Below are 15353 nucleotides of genomic sequence, written 5' to 3'. Positions count from 1 at the left end.
TTGTGTATAAAATTCTATCAGTGTTTATCAGGTTCCCTTTCCAGAAAACCACTCATCCACTGTTGAATTTACCCTCAGTGATCTGGTCCCTGAAGATCTTTGTATTATACCTTTCACTATCATGTCCTGAAAGATTGCATGACCCAGTGATCCGCCAAGATGTAGTTTTCTCTCTGATACATCCCTGCATCCATAGGCAAATATCCTGCCATGCTTCTTCTTTACTGGTATATTTACACCTAAGTTCTTAAGGCTGTCCTCACCTAAATCGGTAAGCATAAATGTGGGTTTATCACTATTCTCAACTGCTATCCATCCTCTTCTGAGAAGTTCCTCAAGAAGATACACTCCAATTTTTCCTGCCAGGTGGTCATAGCAGCACCTTGCATAAGAAAAACTATCTGATGAGGGAACTATAACATTCATTTCCCCATGTAAGCTTCTATTCATCTTCCCTGAAAGATCCTCTGCCCATGACAAAAGGGATTCCATCACCTCTGGTACGATGGAATAAATGATCTCCTTTCCTGAACGAAAGGAATCTACAATGCCTGCGTTCTGTAACATGGATAGATATGTGGAAACCTTCGGCTGCGCAATTCCTGTTTTCTTTACAATCCCTGTAACATTAGATCGCCCCTCAGCCATGATCTCAATGATAGCTAACCTTTCTGGATTTGATATGGCCCTGATAACGCTGCTAATGTGTTCCGCTGAAATATTTTTCATTTATTTAACAACCATTGCCGATCACATATTATGTTTTTCGGATATGTCAATCAATTAACATAGAATTTTACGATGACAAAGACATGAATAAGAATGAACATGAAAAAAATACTGAATTGAGCCAGTCAGATGTTTCCCATATCAGGGGAAACTTTTTGAATATGAATAATGTTATGGAAAAATCTGGGGTTACCCATGATGTTATCACAAAGTGGCATGATAGAGGTGAGTTTCCTGAGCCTACCTATGTGACGCAGGATGGTGTACTTTGGTACCCACCATATCTTGTTATTCTTATAGAAAGGAGTCTCCGTAATGATACAAATCCAAAATACGAATTTTTACTGGACGCAAAAAAGGTACTGGAGAAACCAGGATACGTATACAGGTTTGGACAGGTGGAAAAAACAGGTACAGATGATGAAGACGCAGAGAAAATGTGGGATGACTTTAAATCTGGCCTCTATGGGGCCTGCCTTAGAAAACCTGACCCCAAAAGTATTATGGCAAAAGGAAGCCTTATAAAGACCATAAAGGAACTGTTAGCAAATCCTGATCCGGAAAATGTTGAATGGTGTGAAAAACTGCGTAAGACAGTTAATGAACTGGATTCAGTTGAAGCTCAGTTCACAGATTTTGACAGAAAAAGATTTGGAGGTACTGTCTCAAGGGACGTTTACATAACCAGCATAAAGAAGCAATACAGTCATATATTCACTGAAAAAAATAACATCAGGTGATTCAAAATTCCATAATTGATATAATGCAGCGATAGTCTCTTGATTCAACAAGATTCTTCACTTATTGGGGTCCCTAAGATTTTTATTTTAAATCTATGTAACATTATCACCAGAATTGTGGGTATAATGTTACATAAACTTTATTTTCTTTTACTATATTTACCTGTATGATTTACAACAGAGTTATGGATACTCTTGAAGAATTACAGTTACATGGAAAAACTGTATTCACAATAAATGATGCATCAATGCTTATGAAAAAACCAAAAAAATATGTTTCCAAGATATTATCGTCCAACAGAAAGGTGAAAAGAATTGAAAGAGGACTGTATTTCATAAGCTCTTCAAGAGGAGATAATCTATATGAGATTGCGTCCCAGATTGTTTTTCCATCATACATAAGTCTATTCGCTGCATTCCAATATTATTCAGTTACAGATCAGGTTATTAAAAAATACAGCGTTATATCAATTAAAAGGCACAGGGAGATTAACCTTGGTGAAAATATAATTGAATTCAGGACGATTGGAAGAGAAAGATTTTTTGGATTCAATAGAGTACAGAATGCCTACATAGCCTCCATAGAAAAGGCAATCCTTGATTCCCTTTATCTGAATATACCTGCTTTCTCATATGTAAAAGAAGCTTTCGATTTATCCAGACAGAATTCAATGTTGAACCTCAAAGTGTTAAGGGAGTACGCCCATAGAATGAATTCTGGAAGTGTGAACAGGAAACTCTCTAAGCTGCTTTATGAGGATGATGAAATTAGAAGATCAGAAGGTGATTAAAAATGATTGATCCGGGCGATCTTCTGAAGCAGTCTGGAAGATTCAGAGATGCAAGGCAGCTTGAAAAGGACTATCTTCTTACACTTCTGCTCTTCGAGATTTACAGGGTTTTTGACTACAAACTAATTTTCAAGGGAGGTACATCACTAAAATACTTCTACAATCTTAACAGATTTTCAGAGGATCTTGATTTCTCTTACACAGGTGAGAACAATTCCATGGAAAGAGGAAAAATAAACAGGAAATTTGAAACAGTCATGGAAAGTGTTGGGAAGCAATACATCATTAACAGAAATGAACATAGGGGACGCAGGGAAAATGACACTGTCGTGGGAATGAACTTTGAACTAAGGATTCAGGGTCCTCTCTATGAAAGTTCAAGACAGATGCAGAATATAAATATTGATATAAGCCTTAGAAGAGATGTTCTAAGGGAATCTGAAAATAAGTACATGCTACCACCTTATCAGGATATTCCGCTCTTTCTGGTACCTGTATTGAATCTTGAAGAAATTGTAGCAGAGAAGGTTGCTTCCATAATAGAAAGAGACAAGATCAGGGATATATATGATCTATATTTTCTTCTGGACATAAAAAAAGTGAAATATGATGAATCTTTGGTTAATGAAAAAATGAATAGAAGGAATGAGAAGTTTGAAAGAAATAAACTAATGGAAAAGATACAAATTGCTTCGAGCCGTATGAAATGGAATTCAGAACTATCTTATCTCGTTAATCCCCTACCTGACAATTTGACCGTTGTTAAAACACTTGAGAACATACTATTTTAATTCTAGTTTGAATTAAAATAGAATGAACTTTAAATTTAATGGACAGAAATAGACATGACCCGAAATTTTCCTTTATAAATCTCTCTGGTTCCTTGAAGAAGTCAACAAATGGCCGACTTCACTTACAATCAGGAACGTGAGATTCCCACCATTCATTCTATTTTCAAACGAGTAAGCATGTTATTTATACAATGGGGAGTATACTTAAAAGTTTAGATATGCTCAAGAAAGGGATTTATGAACAACTCATTAACGATTTGATTAAAAACGAATTGGAATCTATGTCCAACCATACTGATTTTCAAAAATCTCCAATAGATGATGATGATTCTTCCAAAGTACTTACCTTATACCTGAGTGGGTTAATAAGGGAAACCCTTGATAATGTAAGGAGCCGTGGACATGGAATTAGTGAGCAAATAGATATTGTAAATAAAATTTTAGACTCTCTGGGAAAAGATGAAAATCTCTATCCAAACATTTCTGATAATCATGAGAAAAGAATTGAAAACCTTTTGGCGATTTTTGATAAAAAGGAAAGCCAGAGTCTTGGTTGCACAGTAGATAAAATAGAAAGACCAATAACTTCTATTTCACAAAGTTCTCTCTTTACTGGGGCATCTAGGGAGCCTAGTATGTATTCTGAACTAAAAAAAGAGATCTTATCATCTGATAGAATTGATATTCTCGTTTCTTTCATAAAATGGAGTGGTATTAGATTAATAATTAATGAATTGAGGGAATTCTTTGAAAAAAATGGTAAACTTCGGATTATAACTACAACATACATGGGTGCAACTGACGTAAAATCGATAGAAGAATTGAATAATCTTAAAAACAAGAACGGTGAAAGCCCAGAGATTAAAATCTCATATGATACCAAGCGTACAAGGTTACATGCTAAAACTTACATATTTTATCGTGACACCGGTTTTTCTACTGCTTACATAGGGTCCTCAAATCTTTCTAATGTAGCCATTTCCAGTGGACTTGAATGGAATGTAAAAATAACGGAAAAGGACATGTTAGAAACGATGAATAAGGTCAAGGCAACATTTCAAAGTTATTGGGAGTCTCATGATTTTGAGTCTTATTCAAATGGTAAAAGGGATAAACTTGTTTCTGCTATAAATTCTGAAAGAAATATTGGAAAAGAGAATCCTTCAAAATTCATAGCAGACATACATCCATTTGCATATCAACAGGAAATCCTTGACAGGCTCGAAGCAGAAAGGGTTGTTCATGGTAGATATAAAAACCTAATAGTTGCGGCAACCGGAACAGGCAAAACTGTTATATCTGCTTTAGATTATAAAAGATTCAGAACCCAAAATCAAGGGAAAACTAATCGTCTACTATTTGTATCACACAGAAAAGAAATACTTGAACAGGCAATAGATTGCTTTAGAAGTGTGCTAAGGGATCAAAACTTTGGAGAGATTGGCGTTGGAGATAATATTCCAAATAGACTGGATCATCTTTTCATGTCAATACAAATGTTCAACTCAAGGGATATGACAACTAGAACCGCAAGCGATTATTATGATTTTATCATTATAGACGAATTTCATCATGCATCAGCTCCAAGTTATCAACAATTACTTACTTATTATAAGCCAAAAATACTGGTTGGTCTGACAGCGACACCAGAGAGGATGGATGGGCAGGATATCCTAAAATATTTTGAAAACAAAATATCAGCCGAAATGAGGCTCCCAGAAGCGATTGATAGAAAGTTGCTATCACCTTTCCAGTATTTTGGGATAACGGACAATATAGATCTAAAAGATGTGAAATGGGTTAGGGGAGGATATGATAAGGACCAATTAAGTCAGATATATAGCGATGGAAACAGGTCTTCAATGGAACGAGTTAGCAACATAGTTGATGCTCTTACAAAGTATGTAGACGATATAAAGAACGTCAGGGGCATAGGATTCTGTGTTTCACAATTGCATTGTAAATTCATGACTGAACAATTCAATTCTTATGGAATAACGTCTATGTACATTGACAGCAACTCTAAGAATGATGAAAGAAAAAATATAAAAGAGTTGCTGGAAAGAGGAGAGATAAAATTTGTGTTTACTGTGGATATTTATAATGAAGGTGTGGATATTCCAAGTATAAACACAATCATGTTTCTTCGACCAACTGAGAGTCTTACCATTTTCTTGCAGCAACTTGGAAGAGGACTAAGGATTTCTGAGGGAAAAGATTGCCTGACTGTCCTTGATTTTGTTGGACAGGCTAATAAAAATTATAATTTCAGAGAAAAATTTTCTGCAATGCTTTCTAAGACCCATATGAGATTGGAAAGAGAGATTACAGATGGATTTCCAGATGTACCTAAGGGATGCTATATTCAGCTTGAAAGAAGAGCTCAGGAATTTATACTTGATAATATAAGACAGGCAGTTGGATCAAGATCTAAGTTAAAGTCCCTGGTTTCCACTTTTACTGCAGATACTGGGCTACCATTAACACTCAAAAATTTCATTGAATATTATCAATTGGACTTGAGGGAAATCTATTCAAAAACGAGTTTTTCAAGATTAAAGGCAGATTCTGGTTTAGCCCCTGATTTTAATAGTGACATGGAAACTTTAATGACTAAAGCATTTCTTAAGCTTTGTTCCATAGACTCACGAAGGTGGATTAACTTCCTATTGAATGTCCTTAAATCAAACAATCTACCTGATGTTAGTAAAATGTCTCAAACAGAACGAAGGATGCTGAACATGTTTCAATACACTGTTTGGAAAAAATCATTCGACCAATGTGGTTTTAAATCTCCGGAGGAAGCAATTAATAGAATAAAGTCAAGTGGCCCATTTCTGGATGAAATAATAGAGTTACTGGAGCTAAGACTGGACAAGATAGATTTCCTGGACAGTCCAGTTAATGTTGGTTTTGATTGCCCGCTTGACCTACATTGCAATTACACAAGAGATCAAATTTTAGTGGCAATGGACATTGATTCTCCTGAAAATATGAGAGAAGGTGTCAAATACATTCCAAAATGGAAAATAGATTTATTATTTGTGACATTAAACAAGAAAGAAGGGGATTATACTCCAACAACACTCTACGAAGATTACTCGATTAATGATACATTGTTCCATTGGCAAAGCCAAAGCACAACATCAGTCGATTCAAAAACTGGAAAGAGATACATAAATCATAAAGAATATGGAAGTAAAGTTTTACTGTTTGTCAGAGAAAATAAAGAAGATAAAACAGGTGCATTTCCATATACTTTCCTTGGCACAGTGGAATATTATAGCCATGAGGGCAGTAGACCAATGAACATAATATGGAAACTGAAAAATCCAATACCTGGAAAATATCTTGAAGTGTCTAATAGTTTACTTTCATCTTAGAGTTTTTATGTTTATTATATGAAGTGAAGAGTATTGGTTACAAAGTCATTTTTAAGATTTTCTTCAACGTTGCACTTAGAGTAAAAACCTAACAACTAATTTAAGGAAAAATTCAAATATGAATCCTTTTAAAAACACTTTGGACTTTCGATCAACTTAAAAATTTTTAGAGATTTAGATGGTTATGTATCAAAAATCTCCATAATTTTTTAAAGATTATCTTGAAACTATGTTTATGCCAAGTTCAGATATGATTCTATTTTTTTCCACAAACTCGTAATCAAGTGTTACCAGGTTTCAAGCATTGATCTCTAAACAGGCAGAAATATGCAAAGTGCCAAACGTTTTCATTTTAATTTTAAATACCATTTCAGAAGCTCGGTTGAAAACTCTGTTTAGGTCAGATTCTACAATTTGTAAACCTATATCGGGTAAATGTTCAACATAAGCCTCTATTTCTGCTTCACTTAGGTTTGTTTTCCTTGAAAGAACTGACCTAAGCTCAGGTAAGGTAATTTTAGATATCACTTTTGGCTCATTTATTGCCCATAACTTTGCTGCCTTATCATGGTTTAAATCGTTTTTATTAAGGTAACAAAGAATGACATTCTTATCTATATAATTCATTTATTCTCTTTCTTTGATCGATATGTCTGATAGATCTTCAGATAGAACTGGAAATCCTTCCTCTTTCCATTTCTTTATTATTCTACGGCTTTCTTCTTTGTTTTCGATTATATGTGTTGTTTCCATTATACCGTGTTTCATTATGAATTTCAGAGCGTTCGTCTTGGTTTTAACCAAACGGAGTGAGATTAATTTTCTTACAGTTGTTGAAGTTTTCGTGTCAAGTCTTAGGCTAATAAAATCTGTTTTCATATGTTAATGAATATATATTCTATAAATAAGATGTTCTGCTTTACATGAAAAGTAAAAAATAAATCATAGAGAAACAGGCTATAAGGCTATTTTTTAATTTAAAATAAGGGTTGATAATACATGCGGTCTGATTGCCTAATGTAAATTTCTAATTACACTATTTTTTTAATGTCATTTCATGGTTAATGCGTGAAAGGTGAACTGAAAAAAGTTGTATTTTTTATGTAAAAATGTTGACCTGATTATGTGGGACCCTTCCAGGCTCTTGCTGCCTTGGATATCCCTTCATTTGTGGTGGGATGCTGATCCGGGAACTTGGACATATCGGATGCTGTCAGCGAATTAAAAACAGCTGTGCCTATTTCATTAATGAGCTGTGGTGCATCTAATCCTACAACCCATCCCCCAACTATCCTTCCTGTCTTTCTTTCAAAGAATAGCCTTATCTCACCATCCTGTTCCTCATACATCTGCGCCCGTGAATCTCCTGACATGGCATAGGATGTCTCCACTATATCCATACCCCTCTTCCTTGCCTCATCTCTCAATATACCTATGTATGAAATTGGAGGGTAGGTGAATATTGAGACTGGTACATTGAGGAAATCCATCCTGTCTGTGGTATCACCCAGAATGTTGTTTGCTGCAACCAGTGATTCCCTGACCGCAGCATGAAAATACGGTGTTCTTCCTGTTATATCACCGGTTGCATAAATGTGTGAAACATTTGTCTGTAGTGTGTCATTTACTTCTATAATGCCCCTGCTGCTGTATTTCACTCCAGTGAGATCCAATCCTTCGGGAACAACACCCTTTCTTCCTACAGCAAGTAGAACCTCATCTGCCTCCATGTTAAGATCATCTCTATTCTCAGTGTAGTTGACCTTTAGATTCCCCCTCTGTCCTGTTATATCTCTAATGATTGTATTCATATGAACCCGGTATGGTGTTATAAGTGGATAAGCAATATTCACAAGATCTCTGTCAACGTTCCTGAGGACCGTTTCTGTCCTAACAAAAAGATGCACTTCTGTTCCAAGGGCGTGGAACATATCTGCAACCTCAAGTGCTATGTAACCTCCGCCCACAATCACCATTTTCTTTGGAATTTCCCTGATTTCTGAACCGAATGAGAATATATCATCACTTGTTATGCAAAAATCAGATCCCGGGAACGATATCCTTGAAACGACTGTTCCTGTTGCAATGATTGCATAATCAAATTCCACATCGATCATTTCACTTTCAGTGGATACCTTTGCGCTGTTTTTTCCTGTAAAACTCACCTTTCCCTTCATGAATTTCAGACTTTGGAATTCTGACATTTCCCGGTTGTGCTGGTCAAAACGCATTTGCTGCACGTCATCCTTATGCTGCTGAATCAATCTGAAATCAGCATGATTTTTTGAACCAAGCAATCTGCCCGACCTTTCATTTATCTCGATAAGCTCTCTTACTGTCTTTGACGGGATGCACCCCAGATAGAGGCAGTTTCCCCCAAGCACACCTTTTGGATCAGCCATAAGAACAGTCTTTCCAGATCCAGCAAGCCTGAATGCGGCAGGATATGCGCCACCCCCTGCGCCTATAATTAGAACGTCAACTTTCATATCTAAACATTTATTCATAATACTTAAGAAGGGAACCTCATATTTTGACTGTTGGTTAATAATTCATTGTTTAAAGATTGCATTTAATTAAGAGGGTTGCTGAATAAGATTGGACTCACCCTCACTTTCTACTAACCTGGCAATACCTGACACTTTTTCGGGTAAATTTTTCAAAATCCTAAATGCAGGAAGTGAAACTAGAACTGCACAGATTCCTGCAGCAGCCATTATATATGGGAAATAGAAATAATTAGAGAGTATACTGAAAAGTGCAGCCATCAGGGGTGAACCTCCAATTGAAAAAATTGTGACAAGGGAATTTACCCTCCCCATAACACCATCCGGTATTGCCTTCATGAAAATGGTCTGAAGCCCTATATTTATAAATATCACTATGACCCCAAGTAAAATTCCCAGTGCTATATCAAGATAGATGATTCTTGAAAGTGCAATAAATAGAAGCACTATTCCCATGGGAACGAGAAGTATGGAAATTGTACCTGTCTTCGCTATTACACCAGAAAGCTTTCCTGTGAAGAGAGAACCAACTATGATCCCGAACGGGAATCCGGCAATAAATAAAGAATAATCAAATGGCGTTCCATGTAGAATTATGTGTATTAGACCGGATCCGAAGACATCCAGAGAGATGAACAGACCGTTTAGGAGTAAAGATAGCATTAGGAAAGGCACAAGCACCAGTATAATACGGTATGCTCCCCTGAAACCGTATTTGTCCACCGTGCCTGATCTATTCAGCGTTTTACCTAACCCAAATAGGAGAGATATGACAGGTAGAGAGAAGAGGGTGATGGCAAGAAACTCAAAGGGAAGGTATAGAAGAATCCCTCCTGCTATGATCCCTGACAGTTCTGAAACCGCATTTGTTCCCTGACTCAGGGAAACTGCAGACTGAATTTTTTCCTCGTTCACGGTTTCCTTTAGAATTGTGTTGAAAGCATCAGAATTTATTGATGATAGTATGGAAGATACGAGTGCGACCAGATAAACAATGGCAAGGCTGTCACTGTAAACCAGTATCAGATATGTGAACGCAAGCAGCAAAGAGGATATCCTGAAAACTGTGCCTCTGTTATGCCTGTCAAGAATATGGCCCTCTGGTATTACTATGATCAGGTATCCAAGCAGTGAGAATGCTGGTATTAATCCTGCAAGAAAAACTGAATTGTACGCGACAATTGTTCTCCAAACGAAGAATATGTTGAATATAAAATAGGCTACCCTGATGATATTTCTTCCCATAAGATACTTCAGGAACTTATTCCACTGGTTATAATCGTGTATGTTTTCATTACTCATATAAATTTGCCTTATACGTAGATTTATATCTTATATATAAATCTTAGTGCATGCCTCAGGACAGACTGGAAAAACTCTTTGATGTGATGTCTAGCCAGACAAAGAGCCACATAATAGCCTTACTCGCATTGAGTGGAAAAATGACTGTTACACAGATTTCGAAACATATCAAAACCAGCAGGTCAAATCTCTATCAGGCCATTTCAGACCTTCAGGAACAGGGTTTCGTGAATCCTCCAGATATTGTTGTCAGGAAAAATTATGTGGAGAAATATTATTCTCTAAATGATTCTGCTTTTAACCAGACAACGGCAGGAGAGATGAATGAAGAGTTTAAGAAGATGTCCCCTGACAAATTGAGAAACCTCATGGCCACATTCTTACTATCTCAGTCACTTAACCTGAAAGTCATTGCGCAGGAGATAATGAGTGTTTCAGATGAAGACATGATGAGGGCTGTTGAAGATGGAACGAAAAGCTATCTAAATCTTTCTTTCAGCACTCTTTCAAATGATCACTTTTCAACGGGCGTTAAAAAACTCAAACCTTTTATGGATTATGTTGACACTCCTGAGAATTTTAAGCCTGAGGATACGAATGAAAAAAAAGATGGAGATCATAACATGATTCTCGTCGTAGCCATACCAGAATATCTCCTTAAGTCTCTCAGGAAGATGAAGTGAGAAGGAACGCGATACTTCAATTAATTCTTTTTATTTTGATAAAGAAGGATTTTCACGATTATAGCAACTCTTCAATGGTTCATTGCCAGACATCTATCATATACCGGAGGTTATAGGATTGAGCGGTCTTTTTCTTTTTAGTTCTTTTTTTTAATTCGCAAATGGGTTTTTATTTCTATCTTCCTTCTTAACACCTTTATCACTACAGTTAAATGAATTCGGTTACAAGCCATAGAAATGACAGAATCTCTCTTACTGCATAAACCAAGATGAACTGGAATACATTAGATATCCTTGTTGTATTAAACTAATAATGTTTATAATTATTTTTCACATGGATGGGATGTGATTAGTTCCGTGTGCTTTCTGCCTAATACCCCAACACTTATTGGGGATCTGGGTGTCAAAAACGATAAAACATTATCAGCGTTGAGATCATTAGGTGATGAGATCAGAGATACTACCGATGCTGTCATTATAATGTCACCCCATTTTCAGACTTCAGGATCATTCGGAATAGTTTCAAGCCCAAGGTTGAAACAGATCTATGATTTCTATGGATTTCCATCTGATTTTTATGAGATCAAATACGAACCACCAGGTGATCCAGATCTTGCAAAGGAAATAATGAAACTTGGATCTGAAAATTCTATAAGAATTGGTCAAGTAACAAACTGGGGGCTCGATCATGGTGCCTGGTCTCCGCTGTTTCATATTTTCAGGGATTCAGATGTGCCAGTGGTGCCCCTATCAATATGCCCTGAAATCGGTCCACAGGCTCATGTACTTTTAGGCAAGCTTATGAGATCCCAATCTATTAAGAAAAATATCTGCGTCCTTTCAACAGGATCTCTGATTCACAGGCTTGATCTTTTCCAGAGAGGCAATCAGGAAACACCTCCAGCGGCGGTTGAGTATCTGAATCTTTGCATTTCAGCCTTTAATGAAGGTAACTGGGAAAAGATCTGGAATGCTCCACCAGATATTGTAAGGGCAGCCTCTCCGGAGGGACATAATCTTCCCCTAAGGTTCATTCAGGGAGCAGTTGGTGAGAAATTCAAATCAAGAGTTTTGTCAAACGAAATCGAATTCAATGCTGCCTCCCTAACAACAGTTATTTTCAAGAACCTTTGATTTATTTTTGATTTTATGAATCATTTTGAAAAACTGAATGAACCATTGAAAATAGTTACGTTTTGATCTGAAATATTCTTTTAGGATTTATCATATTCATTAATGATTTGGTTCGATGATGAACTAAGAAGAGATCTATAAAATATCTACCTACAATCCTCGTTCACTCTTTAAGAAACTATAGGTAGATATATGATCTGGAAAAACAAAAAAATAGTGATAAAATGATCTTATATTTCATGTATCTAAAAATAGGTACTGAATCACTTAATTTAAATTTTTACACTATTCTGGTAATCTCTATTTCGTTCCCAGTTTATTCTCGCCTTAATGCCTACAATCATGGAAACCAGGGTTAGCAACTCAGTGAACAAAGTAGCAAAATATCCCTGGCTCACAAAACCTCCCATTATATATGGCGTAACTGCGATTAGAATTATCTCAATAACCATGAGTGGGATCATAATTCTGTTTGAAATAGGTTTCATCTTTTGTTACCCCTACTTACATTATACACTTCTGGTGCAGTATTCCTAATCTTAACGTCCATGTGATTTACATTTATCCTTTTGTTAATAATATTGTCTTATAGAATTTAAATCTTATGAATTCTTTAGATGCTATATTATCGAGCTTCAATTATCATGTCAAATTTCAATATGTCAATTAGAAATGAAGTATCAGCTAACGTTTCTATTTAACTCGTCAGTAATTCTATCTACTCTTTCCTTACTCATTTTCCTTGACTCTCTAATATTTTTCTCTATGGATTTTCCCTCATCTTCACTCATGATTCCCCTTAGGTCAAGCACATTTGACTTATTTGTCAGCCTATAGATGAGTTCTGTAAAACTTTCGTTCTTTAGCTTTAACTCTGATAATCTTAAGTATGCATCTTCCGAAATGGATATGTTCTTGCTTCCCATTTGATTCAGTTTCATACACATTTGTAAAAGATATAAACTTTCTTCTGAACCATATTCCACACTGGAGCATTCCTTCTTATTCTCCTCGATCATTGATCCAATATTCTATGAACTATACCATATAGGTTATTTTCTTTGTGTTAGATTGAGAAATAGCGAAAAAACTTGAATAAAATCATTAAATCTCAATCATGTTTCTATGAAATAAAAATAAGGGATTGATTTTGTTTGAAAAGCAGACCAGGAATGCCTGCAGAGAAAATTTAATTGATTAGTATATAGTTTCTGCTAAAGGTTATATGTTTGTAATAGTATGTCAATATGATTGAGCAGTGAGTAGTGTTTGTATATGGTTCGTTTAGAGTTTGGTGTCTGTAAGAATTGTGGACATACTGTTGTTAATTATAATTCAAAATGGTTGCATCACATAACAAGAAGTAAGCTCCTGGGTTTACCACACTGGCCTGCTGGACACGTAATTACATTAGATTGCAAGTGGAAATGTGATTGTAACATTCCTGAAGTTGATCCGAATAAGCCTCTTAAGACTAATCTGGTATATCTTGGTCAGAAAATAGATAAATAAAATATCAGATTAGGGATAGTACGGTTTTATGTGTTCAGACATTTATGTCGATGCTATCCAAAAAAGAAGGCTTGTTTCATAATGTATGAATCGTTAGTGAATGCATATTTATCTTATATTGGACAAATTAGACAATCAGTTAGGTTTAAAAAATATAATTTAGAATTTTAAGTATTAACAAAATGGTTAGAAGTGAATGATGTAATTCTGCAACGAATAGAAAAATTATAATTGAGGAAATTCACTTGTATTTCTACCACCGGATTGTTGTCTTTTGTTGAAATTATATAGAGGCAGTTCAGGAATAATTTTCCTTAACTGTAGTACGTTTTGAATATTTTGAGATGAACTATCCTGTATTTATAGGTTTTTTGGTTGGCTGCAAAAAGGCTAAATGTCTCCTTTGTTAATATAGAAAAGCTAAGTGAATACAATGCCATGATTGTCTCCGCATATATCCTGATATTGTCACTAAGAAGAACTTCATTTAGTTAGACCAAATCTCTGTGCCCATTTAGGTATTCATTTACCGAAACCCTGTGTTTCTTAAACATTGTCACACATGAGTCACAAATACTTGAGAATTTGTCATTTCTCCTTACTACCTCTAGAATTTTCTTATGACCATGCATGTGGACTTACCATTACATTTGGTTCCTCTGTTCCCTATTAAAAATTGAGTCAGTGCTCATGGTTTTGTATTTCTTGAATTGTGATCATCAATGTTAAATAGACCGGTTAGGATTCGATTAAAGCTTTATGCGAATACCGAAATGCCGAACAATTTGAACCAAATCTGATGGGTTTTGGAGTTATAGAAAACCAGTCAATTCCGTCCATTTAAAAGCGCAGTTGACTTAGATTTAATTGTAAATTTTATTAAAATGAATTATGCAACTTACTATAAAATTTAATAAAAAATTTAAAATTTTTATTTGTCGAAGCATGAACAGCTATTTATCTTCTTTTCGATTTCATCCTTTTTGACATTACCCATTATTTTTATAACTTCATGCCCGTTCAATTCATACACGCCTACCTTATTTTCACTTAAAAAATCAGAAGAACAGCATGAGCATGAATTTTCGCCTGAGGAACATGATCTAATAACCTCATTAATATCATCAGCATCTGCACTTTCTGGCACTATAATTTCTACGCCATCATTCTTCTGTACAACTTCCTTTTCCGCCATTTTCTCACCAATTAATGTATTCATTAATGCTATTTATTGACCACTTTTATTGCATTCATAACCATTAATGCATTTAGATATACCGCAGTCATCCTTTATTCTTTTCAATGTTCTTGAAAGGATTTCCTGATGAAGACCACTCTTATTTTTAATATCAATAAATCTTATCTTGCCTGAATTGCAAATTATGTTGCAAACATTTTTCTCTCTTTCTGTAAATTTAATAATCGGAGAACATGCATTCATAATGAATATAGAGTGATATAATATTTATTGACTTCCTTTATTCACAGTGAAAATACCAATGATGTCATGGAGGGTATAAAAATAATAAGATGAATTAAAAAGAAAATAAAGAAACTATATGGACATAATGTATATGATTTCAAATTAATTTACAATAAATTAAAAAATAAAACTGCAATACCTGTAAGAAAAAACTCATCGACATTACCTAAGGGACCTCCCTATAGATGCAAAGTTACAAGATTTATTAAAAGATTCAATGAAAAATTATGGAAGATTAAGAATAATTACGGCCTAAGATGGAATATTGAAATATATTTCCCCGGAATGAAGAGATTAT

15 protein-coding genes are annotated in these 15353 nt (G+C 35.3%); 7 read left to right on the top strand and 8 right to left on the bottom strand.

All coding sequences use genetic code 11. The features are described from left to right. Positions 1–27: 27 nt before the first annotated feature. Positions 28–729, bottom strand: a complete 702-nt coding sequence (locus tag CSP5_RS00555; RefSeq protein WP_148689435.1) for an ArsR/SmtB family transcription factor — start codon at positions 727–729, stop codon at positions 28–30. A gap of 83 nt (positions 730–812) precedes the next feature. Here CSP5_RS00555 and CSP5_RS00550 point away from each other — a divergent pair, with 83 nt between their 5' ends. The 4 genes from CSP5_RS00550 to CSP5_RS00535 all read left to right on the top strand — a co-directional run bounded on the left by CSP5_RS00550 (position 813) and on the right by CSP5_RS00535 (position 6434). Beyond that, positions 813–1469, top strand: coding sequence for a DUF6058 family natural product biosynthesis protein (locus CSP5_RS00550; RefSeq protein WP_148689434.1), 657 nt, complete (start codon positions 813–815; stop codon positions 1467–1469). Positions 1470–1636: 167 nt separating this feature from the next. Then, positions 1637–2260, top strand: coding sequence for a type IV toxin-antitoxin system AbiEi family antitoxin domain-containing protein (locus CSP5_RS00545; protein WP_148689433.1), 624 nt, complete (start codon positions 1637–1639; stop codon positions 2258–2260). A 2-nt stretch (positions 2261–2262) separates the two neighbouring features. Then, the gene (locus CSP5_RS00540) at positions 2263–3051 is read left to right on the top strand and encodes a nucleotidyl transferase AbiEii/AbiGii toxin family protein (RefSeq protein ID WP_148689432.1); all 789 of its coding nucleotides are present in this window, start codon (positions 2263–2265) and stop codon (positions 3049–3051) included. Positions 3052–3269: 218 nt separating this feature from the next. After that, a complete protein-coding gene (locus CSP5_RS00535; RefSeq protein WP_148690251.1) occupies positions 3270–6434 on the top strand; it encodes a DUF3427 domain-containing protein in 3165 nt (1054 codons plus the stop codon). Positions 6435–6731: 297 nt separating this feature from the next. On the opposite strand, the gene CSP5_RS00530 is transcribed toward CSP5_RS00535, so the two are convergent. From CSP5_RS00530 to CSP5_RS00515, 4 genes are all read right to left on the bottom strand, one after another. Next, positions 6732–7061 (bottom strand): type II toxin-antitoxin system VapC family toxin, encoded by a 330-nt coding sequence (locus tag CSP5_RS00530; protein ID WP_148689431.1) that lies wholly within the window; start codon positions 7059–7061, stop codon positions 6732–6734. Continuing rightward, on the bottom strand, positions 7062–7313 hold the full coding sequence (locus CSP5_RS00525) for a hypothetical protein (RefSeq protein WP_021789404.1): 252 nt from the start codon (positions 7311–7313) through the stop codon (positions 7062–7064). Between the two features lie 242 nt (positions 7314–7555). Further along, positions 7556–8923 carry a dihydrolipoyl dehydrogenase gene (locus CSP5_RS00520; protein WP_148689430.1) on the bottom strand — a complete coding sequence of 456 codons (1368 nt, stop codon included), beginning with the start codon at positions 8921–8923 and terminating at the stop codon, positions 7556–7558. Positions 8924–9010: 87 nt separating this feature from the next. Next, complete coding sequence (locus tag CSP5_RS00515) at positions 9011–10243, bottom strand: MFS transporter (RefSeq protein WP_148689429.1); 1233 nt, start codon at positions 10241–10243, stop codon at positions 9011–9013. Positions 10244–10293: 50 nt separating this feature from the next. Here CSP5_RS00515 and CSP5_RS00510 point away from each other — a divergent pair, with 50 nt between their 5' ends. Next, positions 10294–10926 (top strand): winged helix-turn-helix domain-containing protein, encoded by a 633-nt coding sequence (locus tag CSP5_RS00510; RefSeq protein WP_021789407.1) that lies wholly within the window; start codon positions 10294–10296, stop codon positions 10924–10926. 345 nt (positions 10927–11271) lie between these two features. After that, entirely contained in the window at positions 11272–12060 is a 789-nt protein-coding gene (locus CSP5_RS00505; RefSeq protein ID WP_083705153.1) for a dioxygenase family protein, read from the top strand. 272 nt (positions 12061–12332) lie between these two features. Here the strand turns inward: CSP5_RS00505 and CSP5_RS00500 are convergent, their stop codons facing one another. Beyond that, positions 12333–12548 carry a hypothetical protein gene (locus CSP5_RS00500; protein WP_021789409.1) on the bottom strand — a complete coding sequence of 72 codons (216 nt, stop codon included), beginning with the start codon at positions 12546–12548 and terminating at the stop codon, positions 12333–12335. 192 nt (positions 12549–12740) lie between these two features. Beyond that, a complete protein-coding gene (locus CSP5_RS00495; RefSeq protein ID WP_171970401.1) occupies positions 12741–13001 on the bottom strand; it encodes an antitoxin VapB family protein in 261 nt (86 codons plus the stop codon). Between the two features lie 334 nt (positions 13002–13335). Here CSP5_RS00495 and CSP5_RS00490 point away from each other — a divergent pair, with 334 nt between their 5' ends. Next, a complete protein-coding gene (locus CSP5_RS00490) occupies positions 13336–13572 on the top strand; it encodes a hypothetical protein (protein ID WP_021789411.1) in 237 nt (78 codons plus the stop codon). Between the two features lie 931 nt (positions 13573–14503). Here the strand turns inward: CSP5_RS00490 and CSP5_RS00485 are convergent. Then, on the bottom strand, positions 14504–14767 hold the full coding sequence (locus CSP5_RS00485) for a hypothetical protein (RefSeq protein ID WP_021789413.1): 264 nt from the start codon (positions 14765–14767) through the stop codon (positions 14504–14506). Between the last annotated feature and the right edge of the window lie 586 nt (positions 14768–15353).

The sequence above is a fragment of the Cuniculiplasma divulgatum genome, assembly GCF_900083515.1.
GTDB classification, from domain to species: Archaea; Thermoplasmatota; Thermoplasmata; order Thermoplasmatales; family Thermoplasmataceae; genus Cuniculiplasma; species Cuniculiplasma divulgatum.
This window is presented reverse-complemented; position numbering and strand designations above follow the sequence as displayed.